Origin of the sequence: Desertivirga arenae (genome assembly GCF_017355785.1) — a bacterium.
Taxonomy (GTDB): Bacteria; Bacteroidota; Bacteroidia; order Sphingobacteriales; family Sphingobacteriaceae; genus Desertivirga; species Desertivirga arenae.
In genome coordinates this window covers 68,221-89,614 of record NZ_JAFEWE010000007.1, presented here as the reverse complement: position 1 = coordinate 89,614, position 21,394 = coordinate 68,221, and the positions used below count along the sequence as shown (strand labels likewise).

11 protein-coding genes are annotated in these 21,394 nt (G+C 42.1%); all 11 read right to left on the bottom strand.

From position 1 onward, the window contains the following. Window positions 1–223 precede the first annotated feature (223 nt). Window positions 224–3,868 carry a T9SS type A sorting domain-containing protein gene (locus J4N24_RS15110; protein ID WP_207534539.1) on the bottom strand — a complete coding sequence of 1,215 codons (3,645 nt, stop codon included), beginning with the start codon at window positions 3,866–3,868 and terminating at the stop codon, window positions 224–226. 216 nt (window positions 3,869–4,084) lie between these two features. Beyond that, window positions 4,085–6,961: a glycosyl hydrolase 115 family protein gene (locus tag J4N24_RS15105; protein WP_207534538.1), complete on the bottom strand. Its 2,877-nt coding sequence runs from the start codon at window positions 6,959–6,961 to the stop codon at window positions 4,085–4,087. Between the two features lie 735 nt (window positions 6,962–7,696). Continuing rightward, a complete protein-coding gene (locus J4N24_RS15100; protein ID WP_207534537.1) occupies window positions 7,697–9,661 on the bottom strand; it encodes an alpha/beta fold hydrolase in 1,965 nt (654 codons plus the stop codon). 14 nt (window positions 9,662–9,675) lie between these two features. Further along, a complete protein-coding gene (locus tag J4N24_RS15095; RefSeq protein ID WP_207534536.1) occupies window positions 9,676–10,959 on the bottom strand; it encodes a TlpA family protein disulfide reductase in 1,284 nt (427 codons plus the stop codon). Window positions 10,960–11,003: 44 nt separating this feature from the next. Further along, complete coding sequence (locus J4N24_RS15090; protein WP_207534535.1) at window positions 11,004–12,239, bottom strand: hypothetical protein; 1,236 nt, start codon at window positions 12,237–12,239, stop codon at window positions 11,004–11,006. 10 nt (window positions 12,240–12,249) lie between these two features. After that, window positions 12,250–13,785: a PKD-like family lipoprotein gene (locus J4N24_RS15085; protein WP_207534534.1), complete on the bottom strand. Its 1,536-nt coding sequence runs from the start codon at window positions 13,783–13,785 to the stop codon at window positions 12,250–12,252. 25 nt (window positions 13,786–13,810) lie between these two features. Next, on the bottom strand, window positions 13,811–14,566 hold the full coding sequence (locus J4N24_RS15080; protein ID WP_207534533.1) for a DUF4843 domain-containing protein: 756 nt from the start codon (window positions 14,564–14,566) through the stop codon (window positions 13,811–13,813). Window positions 14,567–14,586: 20 nt separating this feature from the next. Beyond that, window positions 14,587–15,996 carry a RagB/SusD family nutrient uptake outer membrane protein gene (locus tag J4N24_RS15075; RefSeq protein WP_207534532.1) on the bottom strand — a complete coding sequence of 470 codons (1,410 nt, stop codon included), beginning with the start codon at window positions 15,994–15,996 and terminating at the stop codon, window positions 14,587–14,589. Window positions 15,997–16,007: 11 nt separating this feature from the next. Next, the gene (locus tag J4N24_RS15070) at window positions 16,008–19,454 is read right to left on the bottom strand and encodes a SusC/RagA family TonB-linked outer membrane protein (RefSeq protein ID WP_207534531.1); all 3,447 of its coding nucleotides are present in this window, start codon (window positions 19,452–19,454) and stop codon (window positions 16,008–16,010) included. A gap of 162 nt (window positions 19,455–19,616) precedes the next feature. Then, window positions 19,617–20,585 carry a FecR family protein gene (locus J4N24_RS15065; protein WP_207534530.1) on the bottom strand — a complete coding sequence of 323 codons (969 nt, stop codon included), beginning with the start codon at window positions 20,583–20,585 and terminating at the stop codon, window positions 19,617–19,619. A 146-nt stretch (window positions 20,586–20,731) separates the two neighbouring features. Further along, window positions 20,732–21,292, bottom strand: coding sequence for an RNA polymerase sigma-70 factor (locus tag J4N24_RS15060; protein ID WP_369806232.1), 561 nt, complete (start codon window positions 21,290–21,292; stop codon window positions 20,732–20,734). Between the last annotated feature and the right edge of the window lie 102 nt (window positions 21,293–21,394).

Below are 21,394 nucleotides of genomic sequence, written 5' to 3'. Positions count from 1 at the left end.
TTCCTGCTCAGCCATTATTGAAAACCGAGTCAAAACTATTTCAGAAAAGGATCTTAGACGGCGCCGCATGTGCAAATTGATGGGTGAAATGTCTAAACTCAGGAGTAGCAACGCATTTAACGGAATTTGAGAAACAAAAAGCCCACCTCAATGTATGAAGTGGGCTGCATAAATATGATTTAGTAAAGTGGGCGCCGCCTCAATCAGAATTAAAGCATGCCTGTTAATTTTTCACAAACCTGGAAGAGATTATCTCAGTACCATTAATTATCCGAAGAATGTATGTGCCGCTTGCCAGATCTGCTACGGGTATAACTACCTCCGGACCAGATAGCAGAGGAAGCCTCAGAGCCTCTGAACCGTTCAGGTTGTAGATCTCTGCTTTTGCACCCATCACAATGTTATCTAGTTTGAAATGCAAGGTACTGGAGACAGGATTAGGATACACTGTAAATTTCTTTTCATGCAAGTCATCCTTCGACTCATTGTTTGTTGCGATAGCAAGTGTGCCGGCACTTACACAAGATCCCAAATTATCTCCATGCGCCAGGTGTGCTTTAACTGCTGACGAGGATACGCAGATATTAGTTCCATTGTGGCATAGCAGAACTTTATCATTGTTGTTACCACATCTGACGTCCTCAACTCTTATGTCTATCGAAGCTGTAGTTTGACAGCCTTTGGCATCTGAAATAACAACAGAATAAGTTCCAGCCTGAGTAGCCTTAATAGATGAAGCAATTTCTCCATTGCTCCAGGTATAAGTATAGGGCGCTGTTCCTCCATCCGGCACAGCAGTCAGACTGAGCGACGATGAACCGTAACCAAGATAGAGCGTATTTTTTTGGTCCGTGGAGGAGCTACCTGCATAAACATCAGGTATCACCGCAGTAAATGCTGAATTAACTGACACCAGGGTTGTATCCTTTGCAATGTTGCCACTTAAATCTGTTACCAGCCATTCGATAGTAGATGTTCCCGCATTAAACATCCCGCTTGCGTCTCCGTTCTGTCCGCTTCTTTGTGTTGCTCCACTTATCGTATAGCTCATCGAAGCAATTCCACAGTTATCTCTTGCCTGAAGAACCGGCAATGTATACCCGGCATTGCTGAAACAGAAGGTTTGCGCGGCAGGTGTTGTGAGTTCTGGCTTCCTGGTATCTTTTACTGTTATATAACCTATGGCAGAAGCTGTATACCCTTTTCCATCAATGCCAGTAAGAGTTACCGGAACAACAGATCCAATATCGGAACATGAAAATGAGCTTCTGTCTGTTTTCAATTGTAAGGGACCTGAATAACTGACAGATCCGCTGTCCAGCTGAGCGGCGCTGATAAGGGCATTTCCGTTCTCGTCAAGCTCAATGGTCAGGTTTCTCGCCTGCACTAGTGGCGCTTCTTCAAGGGTTAAAGGCAGCATAGAAGCAGTGACTGTAGAAGCCGGACTTAAGTAAGCACTAAAGGCAGATGCTGGTATTTGTGCCCCTGCCTGCACCCGCTGAAAATAAACTTTATCAGCCTCTTTTTTAAGATAGTATCCGGAAGTGGGTACCCTGCCTGCAATATAAACTCCGTTTACGGAACCTGCTTTCACTACACGTGGAGAGGAAACATTTCCGCTACCTGTAAAGGTAAATTCACCGATACCTTTAGCCAGGAATGGAGTATTGGAGGAAATTTTGCCTGTAGTTATTGGCTTAGCTACTACATTAGAATCAGTCACCTCCAATGTATAAGCTTTGAGCCCCTCCGGGATATTGGCATCAAAAGGTAAAACTATCATTTTATATCCATCCGATGCAAAACGATATGAGGCGCTTGTTGCAGAGAAGTTAAGTGGCGAATAAAAATTCCCTGGTGCATCAGTAAGTATCAGGTTATTACAAGTTGAACCACTAATAACATTCGCTTTAGTACTATTCAGGTCTCCACTCACGTAATAAACGGAGTTCTTATTTGCGGCAGCTCTATTCCAATCTGTTTCAGTGGTAAGCCCTGTTGTTCCTGAAAAATCTAATGATGTGTAGGCAATATCATCGAGGCACTCTAATAAATTGCTGTCGTCTTTACTATATATACCCCTGAATTTAAATCCCTTTTCATTACCAAATGAAAAGTAAACATCTGCAAAATTAAAAGTTAGCGCCGAACTGAAATTTCCATTCCTTAAGCCTATAATGCCAGTACAGCCATCAGTAAGGGTATTAGTGGAAATGTCGAACACCCAGTCAAAATCATTTCGTTTGTCGAATGTGATATTGCCGTAGTTATAAGAACGAACCGCTCCTGCGTTATTGATGTAGTATAATGTAGTATTCGAAGAACTGTAATTTAGTGTTGACGACAAGCTTTTCACCCTGAACACTAAACGGTTGAAGGGCTGATCAAGCTTCAAATAGCCGTTGGTAGCATTGGTATTAGAACTAATAAGAGGATTATCATTCTTGAAAAGCGCCGTTTTTCCACTTAAGGTGTATGCCGTTCCGAAAGCTGTGTTCGTTACTGGTTGTTTTTCTATCTTATCGTAGAATACAGGTTCTCCAGTCATCTGTGATATCGCACGGTCACTACTCTTTGCGAACACTAACGTAGTTATACTGGAAGGGGCAATGGTTACTTTTGGCCGTAAAGACTCTTCAGCATAACTAACCGGAACTTCGGATAGGTCGGTTGTTTCGGTGGTTGTTACCGCTTTGCCTGATTTGGTATAAAAAGGCAGATCAACCGTGAGAGAATAACTATCGTTGGATGAATTTATAAGAAAAACGAAAACGCTGTCGCCACTCTGGGATAAGTATGACGAGCCCTTTAAAACATTCGATTCATCATTCCAGGTACTTTCAATACGGGTTGCTCCGGTAACATATTTTGCAAAATGAGAAAGAACATAACCGCGTTTTGTAAGAACGCCGCTCGTGGTTCCAAAAGTGCCGTCACCCATTAATCCATAATACCGTTTGGAAGCGTAATGAACCCAGGCATTCACATTTGCCAGGAGTGCATCATTTAGTTTATTTGCGAAACTGAATGCATCTTTAACCCAACTCACATTTCTGGATGCTCCCTCATCTGCGATCCAGTTAATGAGGAACTCTGTCATCCAAACCTCTTTTCCCTGAGCCTGAACATTCTTTAAGCCCGACTGGATCGCCCCGTATTGGTGCCCCGCGAAGATTTCGAAATTGTTTAGTACTCCCTGATCCAGAAAAGCACTTGCATAATTATCTGTAATACCCACACCCTCAGGCGCAATCACCTTGCAATTAATAAGGTGAGCATACTCTTTGATAAATTTTGCCATCTGAGCAGGCGTCCATATACACCCTGCGTATTCTACCTGGTAATCCGGCTCGTTCTGGATAGATATTGCATCCAGCTCTACCCCGTTATTTTTCAGATAGGTAACATAATTATTCAGATAGTTTGCATAATCTAAATAATGTTCTTCTTTAAGGTAAACATTTTTTTTCACTCCATTTTCTACAAATACTGAAGCTATCGTGTTATTTGTTTTCCACTCAGAAGGCATCGACCAGGGAGTAGCAAAAATCTTTAAACCAAGAGATTTTGCAAGTTTTGCAGTGTTTAAAGACTGGCTCCAGTTTGCCTCGCCGATAGGAAGGTAGAGCCTCATGATGTTATAGCCCGCTTCACTGTTTTTCCCCCAAAGCTTTCGAATTTCAGCCTCCGTCATATAGTTGTAGCCGAACTGGGGACTATTAACAAAACCACCAAAGCCGGTGATCTTTTGATGTAAAACGGCTTTATTTACTCTTACTGATGCCGTTCTTGTTACTGCAAAAGCCATATTTTGCAGCATAATAACAATACCAAGGAAAATAATTAAATTGGGTAGTCTTGTTTTCATATTAGGTATTTTATAATTGGTTGGAAACAAAACTCCGGCAATTTTCCTGCAAAGAGTATCACTAATGTTCTGAATGCTGGCACATAAGTTCAAAAAGTTACCCGCAGAAAAGGATTATAAAAAACTCTACTTTAACCAAACTTCTTATCATCAGTATAGCAATGAATATTAAGAGGTTCAATTGATGGATGCAGGAGGACATAGCTCCCTTACCAATTAAGGTTTTATATAAATACTCTCCGGTGGGCCTAAATAGCTTGGCTTTAATCTGCCGCGACTTATCACAAACTTTTGGAAAACAATCCCAGGATCGACTGCCCAAACCTTTAAGGTATGCTTACCGGCAGATGCCTTGTGATGGGATCTCTTTATTTTGACATGATCAGCAACAGATTTTGACCACCAGTCGGCATATTCGTAATCAGGCTTTATCTCGCCTTCGTTCATATTAATTATCTGAGGAGCTTCATCATCTATAGAGATGGCATATCTCAAACCGTCCTGCTTTTTAAAATCCTGGGTTGGCGAAAGAAATGCGTCGATGGATAGATCACCACCATCAAAGATGGTAAACTCATATTCCAATCGTATAGAATTAGCACCAGGAGTTTGCCGGGAAGCTGTTACCGGTTCGATAATAACAGACGAACCAGTACGGCCAAGATTAGGTACTACGGTCCATTGAACATCTTTGGAATCAACCTTCTTTGAATAATTTGCTGCCTCAAAAGAGACAATACCATTGTTTTCTACAAAGCCAGCTGCTTTCGCCAAATTGTTGCGCACAGGAACTTTAACCGCATACTCTTTTCCTGCACCTTTAATGAGCAAGGTACCGGTTGCTTCTCCTTTGGGTACTTTATCCCAGTTGATACCTACATAAACCCTTTCATCATATGGTATGGTTCCTGATGATTTAGATAGAATGATCCAGTCGTTTTGAGTTTCAATGGAATAGTTAAGTGACTGATCACCCATGTTGAAGATATCAAGGTAATAGCTTTGTTTATTGATGGCGTCAAATTTTGCAAAAGTGGTACTGAAAAGCGGATCTGCTTCTACACTGAAACCACCCCATGCTGGTGCTGGTCCATATTCTATCGCATAACCCAGTTGTGCTTTTGGATTTGTTCTAATATTCGTTACAGCGGGCATCACGTTAACCCTCGGATGATTCCAGCTGGTATATCCCATATGTGTTTGTGACATCATATGATTCCATTTACCATTTTCCAATTCTTCGTGGAACTGCCGTGTTAGCTCCAAGTCCTTATTGAATAATTCTTTTACCTTTTCAGCATACATATTGGCGGAAGCTCTTCCCTGGTTTGCGTACATTTTATTTTTTGCTGCAGCTACGTACATCTCGTTTACGTTACAGCTCAATTCAATCGGAGAAAGCACTAATTGATAAAATGCAGATTTATGAGAGGCAGGAAGTTGCTGATAGATATTCCTGCTCTTCTTTACCAAGGTTTGATATTCTTCCACTATCCTGTCCGCTTCGCGGTAGTTATCCAGACTATAAGTATCGGGACTGAGCATCTCTGGTACCCGGCGCGAATTATACTTGGAGTAAAGGGCCAACAAATGAGCAATTTCTCTGCTATGCAATTCTCCAAACTGTTGCCTTGACCAGTTCTGGTAATATTTGGTAAGATCACCAGCCTGGATACTCTTAGGATTCCAGGCATAATCCATAAAAAAACTGATCGGGAGTTCCATTGGTTTAATATCCCCAACATTGGCTATCCATATCGTATTCACTCCGTGTTCGTACGTCAGCTTCATCTGTTCCCATACCCGTTCGATCTGGGTTACATTTAACCACCTGTAGGAGACAGGAGCACCAACGTAGTCAAAATGATAGTACATTCCGTAACCTCCTGGGTGACTGAGATCCTTCTTTTTTGGAAGATAACGGATGTTCCCCCAATTATCGTCGCTGAAAAGGACGGTAATATCATCATCCACCCGCATCCCTTTATCGTAATAATCCTGCACTTCTTTGTAAATAGCCCAAAGCTGAGGAGTTTTCTTTGCGGGTTTCCCTGTAACCTCAGCAATAATCGCACGCTGATCCTTAATGACCGTTTGCAAAAGTTCAACGGCAGTTTCTTCAGCCATTCCCTCGTCGCCGTCTCCGCGCATTCCTACCGTAACCACACTTTCATAATTGCCCATACGCTTAATACCTCCCCGCCAAAACTCCTGCAACTTTTCTTTATTCGTCTGGTAATTCCAGGCACCTCCTTTAAACATCGACCATTCGTTATGTGCACGGGTCATAGGTTCATGATGGCTGGTAGACATTACGATCCCAAATTCATCAGCTACTTTGGGATTCAATGGATCATCCACATAGAACATTGTGGGGAGCCACATCGATGGCCATAAGAAATTTGCTTTATTACGTAAAAGCAATTCAAAAATTTTCTCATAGCATTTGTGATTTATACCACCGAACTTCTCGAAGGCCCAATATCTGAAAGCAGGCGACTCATCGTTGATAAAAATACCGCGATACTTTACTGCCGGGCCGTCAGAAACATAACGCCCTTTCTTCAAAAAAACAGCATCATTTTTCTTGACCGGAGCATCAGCCCACCAATACCAGGGAGAAACGCCCATTTTTTCTGAAAGTGTAAACACCCCGTATGCTGCCCCTCGTCTATCGCTTCCTACTATAACCAAAGCTTGTTTCACTCCAGGAAATGGATTATCAACCGTTTGAATAATAAAACGTTCCCACTGATTGGTAATTGGAGAAACATCCAATTTTTTATTAGTAACCAGTTGGTTGATCAAGGGATTATTTCCAACCGTTCCGATAATGATCGGATTCCCATTTTTAGCTGTGCCAGATGCAGAAATAGCAGGCTTTGTTCCAGCGACCTTTTCGATATCGCCAGCCAGAAATTCTGCAGACTTCCTTACCAGAATATTTTCACTATCTGAGTAAATGATGGTAGCGGGGGAGGCTTCATCAACTATTGAAAAGTGAGTGGCAGCTTTCTGATGTTTATTGCTTATTATAATCTGCGAATAAGACAAATAAGGGAGCAATAAAAGCAGTGTTACGAATTTGTTCATAGTATTACCTAAGGGATCGATTGTGTGTGTGTGTGTGTGTGTGTGTGTGTGACCAAGCGAAGTTCAGCTAAGTATTTTTATTCCTACACCACATTTGTCTTAATTCATATCCCAAAAGTTCAAATTCGATTTTTTGATGCCTTTTTTCCTACTTAGGGTCAGATATTTTCCTTTCTGCATCCAGCCACTTATCTTACGTTTCCTCAGGAAAGAGCCACTCCTTTCTTTAACGCTTCATTTATGGAAACAGCTTCAGGACTTTGCTTTTATAATTGTCATACAAGGTGATCTTCCCCGCTTGCTACCCTCTCTCACCTTTTTAACAATTTCACCGCTGTTAATCCAGATGGCACCAGTTTATCCTCAGGCTTGGCAACCACCGGATAAGAATAGGTGATGCGTTTACTTTCGGGCAGGCCAGAATTAACGGCTAGTAAAGAAAAATGATGTAATAATCTACGGCCTCTAAAAAAAGCTGATAATTAGTATCGCCAGATCTAATTATCAGCAAAAAAGGATAGCACAGTACAGAACACGTCCTCCAGGAACCATTTTCGCCCGTGCATATTTCTTATAATGATGACTGTCCAATATGGTATCTTCCTGAGCGGAAAGAGTCGGTGGAAAACAATGTAGAAAGAAGGACGAGCAGGCTTGTGCAAAAAATTTGTCTCAAGAAAGGTAGTAACATCACTGTTGCGTACTAAAATTATCCAATTATAAATCCAATCACTCTTAGCTTCTGCGTGGATAAAAGCTAACTATGCCTCTTCGAAAATTAATACTTGTGATATAATTTACTAAGAAAGGAGTGCCCAACAGACCATCGATTTTCAAGGCATTTTCACCTTTGGTCAGCAAGTGTGACTCACCAAAGCCCGTATACAATTCCTTGAACTGAAGGGGCCCACAATGAGCTTCTTTTATGAATCCAGCTAGGAGTTTATTCGCCTCATTACCATTAATTTTTAATGTATCTACTGCTTCGAATTGTGTTTTTAATTCATCGTAAAACTGAGGGTAGATAATATTAATAGCCGCCCCGCAGTCGATCCCGAACCGGTAATCTTTTTTATTGATATTTAAAGTGATAATAGGAATGTGTCTTTGCATTGTAACTGCAGCCTGGTGAAGCGGTTTAATTTCCTGGCTGGGTTGTTTTACATAATTTCCCAGCTTATCAACTCTCCTGAAAGTCATTTGCAGGGCATCATAGTCGAAAGTTAGCTCGTAATTTTTAAAGGCTTCAAGACCTAGCAAGCCAAAGACATTTACAGAGCTCATTTCAGGATCCTCCTGCAACGCTGTTGCAGGAGTCTGAAAGTCTTTCAAAATAATATTGCCCCATTTCAGGGAATCAACTTTGGTAATATGGACCTCTCCTAAAGCACCATTTATGCCACTAAAACCATTTATTTTTTCAGCATCTGCAGAAGGTGCGGCGAATCTTTCATTAAGCATAATCAAAGGACAGCCACTATCAAATAGAAAGTATCCTTCCTTTCCATTTAGATTTGCTGCCACATAGATCACGTCTTTCCTTATTTTAAACGGCACTTTCATCTCATCAGGAAAATAAGCGCGAGGAATTAAAGCCTTATTATCCTTCTGTAAGGGCTGTTTTACATTTTCCTTCAGCCAGCTTGTAATCGTCTGCAGTATTTCCGGAGCGATAGTTTCTTCCAGGCTTGCATATTCCTGAGCAGTACATGTTTTACAATGCTGCAATAAATGGTTTACACCGGGCAGCAATACTGTGGTTACATTTTTATTCCCCCCCTCCTGCAAGTAGTTCTTCCAGTTAGCCAAATTCTCTTTACCAGCAACAAAGAGGTCCTTATCTCCATTAATTGCCAGGACCGGCATTTTCAGTCCTTTCATAAAAGGTTTAGGATCGAACTGCATAAAATAGCGGTACCAGGGCCCAGTAGCTGTTCTGATATAGCTTTCTATTGGAAACCGGAAATGGTCAAACTCGACGTTTAGAGTCTTAAAATACTCCTGGTCCTTTTTAGACCAGGTAGCAAAGGTAGAACGCATGATCGTATCAAGTACAGGTGAGTTAACGTTCTTCAACACGGTGTCAAACATCAACCGGATGATCTCGCGATGCCGTTTCTTATCATACTCCGGTATCGCAGCTGCCTCAATCAGGTCTAAGTTCTGCTTCATATTCGAATCATAACCCCTCGATGCAAGACCAGCAAGACTTATCAGAAAGGCAATTTCTTTTGATTTGGAAGCAGCAATGCTCATTACTGCTCCCCCTTCGCTATGACCTATAAATCCTATACGCCCCGGATCTATTTCTTTACGTCCCTTCAGAAATTGAACTGCAGCCAATGCATCATTTGCAAAATCCATTGTGGTAGCATCCTCGTACACTCCGGTACTCTTACCAACACCACGATCATCCATCCTCAGCACCGCATAACCATTTTTATTAAGATGATCGGCTATGGCAAGGAACAGCTTATGACCAGCCATTGTACCATCCCGGTCTTGCCTTCCTGTTCCTGAAAGGATCACCGCTACGGGGAAATTTGTTCCCTTGGCCGGCAGACTCAAGGTGCCGGCCAGCTCAATTCCCTGGCCTCCCCCTTCGAATATCACACTATCCGCTCTGCTACCCTGAGCCAGTGCGGAACAGCAAACCAGTAGTGGCAGTATAAACACTGCCAATGCTCTTTTTAATAACATGTTCGTTTCCGGCTTTATTTCGATTTACGGGAAAGTTCTATCATCATACTTATTTCATCTGAGAGTTCTGAAGGGCTTCCCATGTAACCTACTTCAGAAAAGCGAAGCTTTCCATTAGGGTCTATCACCATTTTATGGGGTATAGCCCCGACTCCAAAACTTTTACCCAGCTTCGCGTCTGCGTCAAATAATACTGTAAAGGAGAAGTTATGATCTTTCAGATACTTTGCTACGTACTCTTTGTAATCAGGTCTGCGCTCCTGGGTATCAACAAAGTAGAAAACCACATTTTTATCATTTAAATACTTCTGCCTAACCATATCCATTCCCGGAAAAGCCTCCTTACAGGGAGCACACCAGGAAGCAAAAAAATCAAGTACAACAACCTTACCTTTTTGGGCTTTCAGGCTAACCATTTCTCCCCTATTACTTTCGGCCTTGAACTCGGGCAATTCCTGGTTTATCATTGATTCCTTTACCTTCGCCTCAAGCTTGCCAGTCAGGGTATTGTCTTTTAAACCACTGATATACGCATCGAAACCTTCGGCTTTCTTATTTTCCTGGATATACTGTTCTTTCAACATCGCAATTACAGCAGGAGAGGCCTGGTTCTGCTGCATGCTTTTAATCAAGGTCTCTTTCATCCGGGCAGTGTTCCCGGTTTCTTTAAGCAGCATACTATATACTTCATTTAAAGGGGCCTTTTTATACTGCGCCCTTTGCTGGGCAATTTCAGCGTAATAAAGTCCCTCCTTGTACTGCTTAACATGCAGAAGAATGTCGGCGTATAAAGCGGAAGAGTTAGCATACACGCCTGAGAACATTTTATCCCATTCGTCCGTACTAATATTGGGACTCTCTACAGGTTTACCATCTTTAAATTCCTCGATACGCTGCATAAGTAGCCTGGCCCAGGGAAGCACCTCTTCTGCAGTACTGCTTTTCTGATGTTCATACGGGATCTCAACCGCCTTATACCAAATAGTGGCGAGCGAGTTGAATGGTGCCGATGCTACATATTTTTTGTAAGTTGAAAGATCCTTTTTTATTGAGGTTAATATACCTACCGTTTGATACATACGTGCATAGTCTATCCAGTTGCTTTTATCAAATGCTGTATCTGTTTTGGTGTAGGGATATTTATCGATAAATGCAGTAGTACGCATTAATACACTGTCGGCATTGCGCGTTTTCGCAATCGCCTTGAATTCTATTAGCTTATCATTGTTACTCTGAGCCCTGCTAATACCTGTGCTGAGCAGGAGAGCTACAAAAGGCAGACATCTTAAAAGTTTCATCTTAAAAATTTTGGTGTGTTTGTAAATGATGTGATTGTTATTTTCTATTTAATATTTTGATCCTGAGGAGAAACGGCCATCTGGTAAACTGCAGGCTCTTTTTTGAGTATACCTGCTTTCCACTCGGACGGAGAGAATAGGCGGCTTTCAGGGATCATCCTGTCTTCTGATGCTTTTTCCACTTCTGTATTAATCTGCTGAACTAAAGGCAACATTTTGCTGCTAACTTTTTTACCTCTGGCTTTTCCTTCTTCTACCAGCATTGTTTGGAGATCAGTTAAGATATAGTATGGAGCAACTTCCACGTCGGATTTCAAGTCTGCTACAGCGGCTCCCTTAGCAAGGCGACTCATCATAATTTTTTTCAGGAGACCGGGATAAATATTCTTCATCACTGATGACCGTCCGTATTTTAACTGCCCCGCCGGAAACCTTGTCTTACAGTTCTCCCACATCTTCAGGCGGCTTTGCGTATTTGTTTCCCTGTCAATAGCCTCGATCTCCTTATCACACGCTAACTGGCCTTTTAAAAAGCGTTGCAAGATCACCTGCTCTAGAGAGTCGGCGGATGAATTTCTTTTTAATACTTCCCGATACACTTTTACCACATTCAGCAATTCCTCTTCTTTGAGGTCAGGTTGAGAGAGCAAAGCATCAGCTTCACGTATAGCAGCTTTTTGTGCGCGCAGCGTATCTGTAGCCTGGAGAAATTCCATCACCAAAGGAAACATAGGCCTGCGACTGACCGGCGAATACTGAAGTTCCTGGTTGAACCACCATACGACCACGTCATTACCTATGAAGCTTTCGGGTGAGAGGAACGAGGGCTTTCCTTCACGGATCACCTTGTTCCTAAGTAAAGCCCAACCAATGTAAGAACCAGGAACAGGGCCCTTGGAGGGATCTTTCTTTCCAATAAACCAGGTGTAAGTGGCCTTCCCTCCATGATCCGTAAGATCTCCTGAACTGAACTTGCAAGTCATCAGTGCTGCATCTTCAGGTAGCAGGTAGGAGGCTTCCCAGAACTCGCCTTTCTTCTCCATCTTCAAATCATCGGCGATCCACTTAAAATCCCTGAATAAGTATAGCACTCCCTTAATTTTGTTCTTTCCCTTCAATACGGTTTCAGCAGGGTCATATTTAACAAGAACCTTCTCCCCTGCTTTTAATTGTGCAGGTTCTACAACAAAGGGCTTTTTATCCTGGGCATTCGCTTCTTGAAAGCAAATAAAGGTGAGTAACAGGAGCCATAAAGCTCCTGTTGTTAGTTTTAATTTCATTTCTATAGTTTTATATAATTCCCCCCCCTCTTGCTTTCGGACACATGTCTACTATTTTCCCCTGGATGAAATAAGTATGTGTTGGAGTTGCGGTAACCTGTCCGCTGGTAGGGTTAATGCTGTATTCATACAAGCGCCCGGTTGTTCCATCCCAGGTAGCAACGTATAAGAAACGACCGTCGGTAGTAGTTAGGTTCGAAGTTGGCCGCGGCTTAAAGATCTTCATGCTGGTAATGGTTTCCTGGGCAGGATAACTCAGCACTCTCGAAGCCGTATTACTTCCCTGATAATCATACAAATAAACACTACGTTCAGTAGCATAAAACACCGCATAGCCAAACTCGCTCGATTGAAAATACTTAGCAGTGGTAATTTCCGGCAAGGCAGACATATCCATTCTGGATACTGCCATCAATCCATCATCCGTTTTATTAAAATTGGTGATGTATAACCAGCGGCCATTTCCTGTAAGGTCCTTAAAAAAACTGAGCGTCTGGTTCTGGAAACCTCTGTCCATCCCGATCATAGACTTACCAATATTGTTAAGATTAAATGGCTGTGCTGGATTAGCGGGCTCACGGAATGTTGCAATAGCTGCCGTTCCGTTTACCGGATGCAGAAATCGCTGGTATTTTTCGTCATACACTGCGGCAACGATGCTGGAAGATGAAGCGTCGGCAATATATGGAGCCAGGGAATAGTCGCCAGTAAGGGCACCCGGAAATATGGCTCCAAGAGGATCGGGCGTAGCACTGAAATACAACTTATTGTTATTGATCAACACCTCGTTAAAATTGGTGGAGCTTGTCAAAAATGCCTGGGGATTGATCACCTCACCAGAACGAAGGAACAATCCTGAATTCTCACGCATTAAAGAGAAATCGTTGCCATGTATGCGTGTGATCTGTGAAGGAGAAGCTACAGTTAACCAGTTTTGAATAGGTGCAGAAAAGGTAGTACGACGTGATTGAGCAATAAATCTTCCCTCGCCCGGGAGCTTTTTCCCTGTCGACCCTGAATAAATGTTCCTTAAGTGTTTCTCTTGCGCTGCTATCGGCATTGCTGCTCTTGAGGTGATGAAATCAAGATCACTTTCACCGTTCAGGGTATGCAACACCATCCAGCCATATTCAATGCCCGACGCAATAGTTACATTAAATGCTGTATTGGCTACCAGCTTATTTACATTATCTGTCACTACCAGTTCCACCTTGTAATTTCCAACAGGCTCGGCAATTCGTGTTCTTAGTTCTTTACGGGAAGAGATGTTCTTCCTTTCCTGAACTTCTGTTGTAGAACCTGTAATAACTTTGTAGATTACCCAGGAGTAGTTAAGCCTGGAAGTATCACCCAGGTAGCTTACTTTTGGATTAATGAACAAACTATCATAGCGTTCTATAGTGTAAACGTTGCCTATTCCTGTGCTATCAATTACAGGCAAAGGATTATTGCTATAGTCATAGTTCCCCAAATCTTTTTTACAGGCAGAGAAACCTGAAATAAACAGCAACAGTATTGGAAGTATATATTCTGAAATCTTCTTCATGAAATAGTTTTTAGGATCTGTTCTATTAATTAGGAAAAGTTACTGCAGTTCCATTTTCATCTGTAAGTGGCGGATTTGTTGCATTATAGCTTGCAAGAGCTGCTTTTAACCTGAATTTCAGGTCGAGCATCATAGCACCTGAGTACTCACCAGGTTGCAGTGGCACGCGTGCGCTTTGCTGAAGTGGAAAATTAGCTACACCTAAAACATCAATTATAAACCGGTATTTAACATTACTATAGGCACCGAAATAAGTGCTTAGGCCTATAAAAGCATCCCAATTCGAGGGCTTCACCAAGTTATCGCTCCAGCTGACCGTAAAGAAATTATCCTCAACAACTCCGGGCTTGAAATCTGCAGTTTCTGCAATCCGCAAATTGAGACTCGCTGTTTTACTTTTGATATCCGCAGTCCGCAGCAAAAGCACATTCAAGGTTCCCTCTGTCTGGCCAGCCCGAACAAACCCATCAATAAACCTGTAATGGGTTCCCTCCACAGCGGTCGTTCCTTCGCTTATTGCCTCACCACGCACTATCCGGTCGCGGGTAGCCGGTAGTCCCATTGTTTTAATCTTAATCTTCAAGGTATCCTGCAACACTGTAGATGGCAGCAGCAAGAACGAATAGGATTTAAATGTCAGACGTGTTTTTACAAGATCATTCGCTCTTTCGAAAAAATAAACACGAGGGTCATTCTCATAGGTCATCACCTCTTTATTACATGCGCAAAGGCTTATTACCGATACTATGGTGACCAGTATATTAAGTTTCAGATTCTTCATCAGCTTAAATTTGAATGTGATTAATTAGCACCGTATTCTATTTCCTCATCCGGAAGTGGCAATACGTAGATGGCATTTGTTGCATTAATGCCCGAATACATTATGGTAGCAGCATTAAGGCGCTTATAGTAATAGAACAACTGCCCCTCTGCCACAAATTCTCTACGGTACTCTTTAAAGATCTGTGTCTGGATTTCATCGGCTGTTGCATTAGCTGCTACGGTGTACCTGTTATTTCTGGCCGTTCTTAGTTTGTTGATATAATCAGCAGCCGCAGAGGCATCACTCAGCTTCAGACACTCCGCAGCTATAAGATACATCTCCGAAACACGCAGAACAGGCATTTTGAAGTTGTAGGCTGCAAAAGAATTGCTGAGCAATTTGGTAGGAAAGCGTTTTATGTTACCCGCCGTTGTCGCACTGCCGTAGATATAGCGGTAATCGTTTGCGTCATTGTCGAAATCTGCACTGTATTCCGTTTCAAGTCTTGAAAGCAGGGCAGCGGCATCCGCATTGAAGTAGGTTAATGCCTGCGTGTGGATATTATTGATATTCAGCGCAAAGATCAGCTCTGATACAAATACCTTATCGTTTCCATTTAGAACAGTAACGGGTGTGGCAAAAGGGAATACTGAAGATTCTATTACTTCTTTTGCAGCAGCTAATGCATTCACTCTGTCTCCTGCATACAAATACACTCTGGCCATAAGGGCTTTTACAGCGTAGTAGTTGAATTTATACGTTCGATTCCTTAAGTAACCTGTAGTTGTAGAAGGGATAGTACTTCCCTTAACGATCGGATCTGCATCTTTCAAAGCCGCCGCCGCCTCATTCAAATCGGCCAGGACTTTTTCAATTACCGCAGCGACCGTACGTTTCGACACGCTTTGGACACCGAATGAAGTGACATAAGGAATGGCTTGGGCTGAAGAGCCGCCACTAGATGCAGGTGCCGGAGCATATAACCTTAACAGATCAAAATGCATAAAGGCCCTTAAAGCTAAAGCTTCGCCTGTTATTACCTTCTGATCTGTACCAGTGAACATACCGGGATCTGCAGACTTTATGTTAGTGATCAGATTGTTAGCATTGGCAATATTCTTATACATCTTGTTCCAAACGGCATTAACCCTGGTCTTTACCGTATCATTTGTATAGTTATATGCAGCAAACTGGTTGTAAGCCCCTGTTAACTGGGTATATTGTCTTCCAAGCACATCTGCCATCCCATAAGTCATTTCTTTGCCGTACAGGGAGTTATCTGTAAGCCCTACATAGATTCCGGTTAAGGCATCCTTGAATCCCTGCTCCTCTCTAAAGGCTACTTCCGATTCCACCTGTGACTTCGGCTTTACATCAAGCCATTTTTCGCAGGAGCTTAATGCAGCAAGTGCTGTCAGAATAATTATGTATGAAAATATCTTCTTCATTTTCTGTGTGATTAAAAGGATGCTTGTAATGAGAAAGAAATAGTGCGCGCAAAAGGATAGTCTGTTCCTCGTTCAGTTTTTACTGTGGAGAACCTTGCCAGATCATTTAAATTCATGGACGCTGTAAGATTTGAACGGCGATCACTTTTGGCGATCTTAAGCTTGCTCAGAGGATTGTTGAACGTATATCCTAAACCAACTGCAGAAATGATTAACTCATCCAGGTCCTGAACAAATCTCGTGGTCGGTTGAGTAGAGCTTATATCAGCAATGTCTTTATAGAGACTTACCTGTCCTGGTGTTTTCCATCTTTCCTCTAAGGCCCTCACATCTACATTGTAATTAAAGTCGGCATTTTCTACTTTTTGAACCAGGGTCGAATTATAGGTTTGCCCACCTAAGCGGTAACTCATGGTGACGTTAGCGCTAAAATTGCCCAGGCGTAAGTTAGTTCCGAAAGTTCCGGTAAAATCAGGATTATTATCTCCTGCCACGATGTAATCCTCCGCAGACCATACGTAAGTAAGGCTTCCATCCTTTTTAAGGAATATCTCCCTTCCGTTAGTCGGATCAATTCCTAAAGATTGCACTGCCCAAATGGCATTCATCGATTGCCCGGGTACATAGCGTGAATAAACCCGTTGTCTTCTGGCCTGGTTCTCTGCCTGAGTCTCACCCGGTCTTTGAGTAAAGTTGTCGTTAGTGCTGTTTAATGCTACTATTGAATTAGACACATTACGAATGCGGTTAGTGGCATGCTGACCATTAACAAAAACGTTTACAGAAGCAGACTTCGCTGCGTACACACGCATATTTGCGGAAACCTGATACCCTTTGTTCCGTACCTCGCCGATATTCTCTTTATAATTCGTGAAACCTGCAGAGGGGGCAATGATCTGATCTGTCAGCAGTCCTTTCGTATCTTTAATGAAATAGTCGAAGCGGAGGCTTAACCTGTTGAACAAAGTTGCATCGGTACCTATATTATAATCCATTACCTTCTGCCATCTCAAATCCGGATTCGCCAAGCCCATCAATGTAAAACCCATATCCCCGTTGTAATTTTGGTTGGTTATGTATTGATACGTGGCCATAGACTGGTAGGAACTGAAACCCAAGGTACCTGTACTACCCACGCTACCGCGAACTTTCAGGAGGTTAATCAGCTTTAGATCTTTAAGAAAGGGTTCGTTATGTAAGTTCCATCCCAATCCTGCAGACCAGAAGTCGCCCCAGCGTTGATTGGAACCAAATTGCGAGCTTGCATTGCTGCGGTAGGTAAGATCGGCCAGATAGCGGTTATCGTATGCATAATTCAGCGCAGTTGTTATGCCCAGCAAGCGACTTGTATTTTCAACCCCAGTCGCCTTTGTATTTGGCTTAAAGCTATTACCGTATGCTATGTCAACAATATTATCATTAGGAAAACCTACCATGGTAAATCCTGTACTTTCAGTTTTGCTCTCGTTTGCAGAAAAACCCGCATTTAATAAGAGCTGACTTTTTCCGAACTGAAGATTATAGGCAGCAAGCAGATCTGCACTATATGTATTTAATTTGCCATTTGTCCTGGTAAATTCCCCTCTGTTCAGGTACTCTTCAGAAGTGGGAGAAATACCCATAAAACGTGTGTGCATAGCAGGGTAGAACAAGTTAGCTTCATTGTTCTGACTTGTAATTCCTACACGGGCTGTTAAACGAAGATCCTTTACCGGATTGTAGTCAGTGTAGAAGTTCTCCGTGATCATAGTATACTTATCGTCATTAATACTATTTAAAGAGGCATTGTATAAGGGATTATAAACCTGGGCTCCGAATGAGGTGTAGGTAGGTATAAGGGCGCCAGCCTCATCATAGATCCTCCAGTAGGGATTCATCCGGGCATATTCTGAAAAGCTGCCATAGCGTGAGTTTTCAGCACGATTGCGATCGATCATCAGATTATTTCTGAACGAGAAGTTACGGAGGCGATACTGCAGATTAAGTGTTCCGGAAAGCGTTTCTCTGTCTGAACCTTTCATAACTCCTTTCAGGTCGTTGTAATTCATATTGGCCGAATAACGCATTACATCATCTCCTCCTTCAAGAAAAACACTATGCCTTTGCCCAAGCCCATTTCGTAAGGGTTTAGAGAGCCAATAAGTATCCACACCGTCAAGGGCAGCTTTCAGGTTGGCCGCATAAGTTTTAATTAAACCGGATTGAGTTTCAGGGATAGCAGAAGTATATTTTCCGGCAAGGTATTCTGCTTCAACTTTCTGCATCCCATCAGTCAGCTTATAGCTTCTTAGATCCGGAGCTGTTATATTCGAACTTATATTATATGAAAGGCGAAGTGCACCAGCTTTTGGGGTAATGGTTTCAATAACTACTACCCCATTTCCAGCCTTAGCTCCATAAATTGCCTTGGCAGAGGCATCCTTTAAAATCGTGATGCTCTTTACCATATTGATGTTCAGGTCGTATACCTTTTGAAGAGTTGTTTCAAACCCGTCAAGAATAAACAAAGGCTGGTTGGGTACATTGGCATAATCCGTTGTTAGATTACTAAAACCTGTTTGTCCTCTCAGTTGGATTACCGGCAAGCGATTAGGGTCTGATCCGAACTCATTACTTTCAACTATTTGAAATGAGGGATCAAGAATGGCGAGCCCCTGCAATACGTTCTGATTAGTAACAACCTTCAAATCAGCACCTGAGAAAGTTGAAACAGCACCGGTGAATGAGCCAGCTTTACGGTCGAACATACCTGTGCTGATGGTTACTTCGCCGAGCATTTTCTTGTCCGGCTGCATTTTCACCAGCCGGTAAGCTCCACTTTTTACTGATATTTCCAACGTTAAATACCCGATGAAACGAAATTCGAGCAGAGCAGAAGAATCAGGCACTGTTACCGTGAAATAACCTTTATTAGTTGCAACAGCCCCGGAACGGGTACCTTTTACCCAAACTGTTGCTCCCGGAATTGGATCGTCTTTTTCATCAACTATTCTTCCACTGATTGCAAATGGATCTGCAGCTAAAACAACTTTTGAATCATCAGGTATTTCCTGAGTACTAGCCCGTCCTGATGATATAACAATATGTTTATTGACCTGTCTGAAACTGAGATCTGTACCTTTAAGTAATCGTTTAAGCACCGATTCAACAGATCCTGTTGTTTTAGGGATACTTAAACCTCTAACCTCTCCGATCTCATCCTTACGGTAAAGGAACCTGAATGAAGTCTGCTTTTCAATTCGCTGAAGGGCAGTGCTCAAGCTTTCGTTCTTAAGTTCGATCTGAACGATCGTCGACTGAAGCCCCTGACCTCTTACTGAAGAAGCGATGAGCATCTGAAGGGAAAAAGCCATGGACAATATGGTGAATAATGTAACTCGCATGAAGAGTAATAGACTTTTACGTTCCGGCAGGACAATAGGAATCCTGCAACTTGCTGCAATAGCAGTTAAATTCATATATTTGAATGTTTTGGTGTGAAAATTTCTCTGACGGAGATTTACATGAAGAAACGATGCGATCTTAGATCGCAGGAGGGTCTGCAGCAGTAATCATACGGCTAATATGTTTGCTGATGCAGGCTTTTCTTTTTAAGTGGGTTTGCTTTCTGCCATTTAAAATTAATTTGAAGGTTCAATTACTACTTCTTTACCTCCAGCCACTAGTTTATAGCTGGCGTGATTGAAATCACATATGAGGGATAAAAACTCATCTAAACTTTGTTTTTCATAAAGCGTAGTGGTAAAACGACGTTCACGAAGCTCTTCATCCTTAATTTTGATATCTACACCAAAGCGTATCTCAAGCAATCTCGAGGCATCTTCAAAGCTCATGTCATTAAAAACGAGGTCTTGCTCTTTCCACTCCGTTGCCTTGTGGGCATTAATAGTACTTACCACCGGTTCTTTACGAACTGCATCATACGCCAGTTGCTTTCCCGAAGTCAGTGTTCCTAACAAGGATGTTCCCTTTGATACCGCTACTTTCCCCCTGATCACCCGCACGATCACCTCTTTTCCCGAGTTTATAGTATTAACATCAAAAGCAGTACCTAACACTTTTGTATCCACCTCACCCGAGTGAACAATAAAGGGTCTTGAAGCATCATGTCTAATATCAAAGAAACCTTTACCACTCAGATAAACATCCCGTGAATTGTCGCTCGCAAGTGTTGGTGAATATTTTAAGGTACTTCCATTATTCAGGATTACTGTGCTACCATCTGGTAGTTGTACCAGGTAATTTTCCCTTGAAGCTGTTTTTGCTGCAATTTCAACGGGCTCCCCTGTAACTGACCTTCGCTGCCACAAAAAGGTTGAATACGATACGGCAATAAGAATTGCAGCAACTGCCCCCATGCGTAGGTACATTTTCCGCAATCTGGACTTACGGAACATCTGAGCCTGACTATCTAACTCTACCATCACTCCATTATAGATCCTCTCGCCAACCGAAGAATCGACAGTAGTATCAGATGCAGCTAAATCCTGATAGCGATTAAAATAAGTATTATATAAAGCCAGCTCCTCATCACTGGCGATACCTAAATAAACTTTGTCTGCTATTTTTCTAAACTCTTCCCTTTTCATTATCATTTCAGACCTCGCCAAACATGTTCTTCAGCAGGTTCTATACATCTAAGGCACGCAATGACTGCACAACCCTACCGCATTTTTGCATTTTTTTATTTAATTTAAGAAAAAAGGGATAAAAAGACGATTTCTAATAAGATTTACTACAAAATAAGACTAAAAAGAAACTGTGAAACTGAAATCCTTATGCGTTTAAGGGAAGATGTAATGTGCTTTTCTACTGTTTTCTCCGAAATACCTAATCTTTCAGCTATCTGCTTATTGGATAAATGCTCATTCCGGCTTAATTCGTAAACTTCCCTCCATCTTTCCGGCAGCGATTCGACAGATTGTTGGATTACACGTCGTAATTCCTTCACTTCAACCCAATCTGTTACCGGGTCTTCAGTTAGCTCTGTTTCCTCGATAAACGAAAAGAAACGGTCCCTTGCTTTCCCCTTTCTGATTTGGTTAGCAACTTTGTATTTGACAGAGCTTAGCAGGTAAGATCTTAATGTTTCGATCCGCAGCTTTCCCTTGTTGTTCCAAAGCCATAAGAAGACATCCTGAACCACGTCCATGGCAGACTCTTCATCTCTTAGAACTGAAATGGCGGATTTATACATAGCATTCCAGTGACGAGAGTAAATTTCACTAAAAGCATCACGATCGCCATTATTTAATAAAAGAATAAGTTCTGAATCCGAAGAATCTCTATAAATCACTCCCTACCTCCTGCGGTTATCCGAAGTTAAGTTTTTATTACCTAATGCACAAATTTGTTACAAGAGGTCAACTTATCATCGAAGGAAATGCAGTTGCCCTTC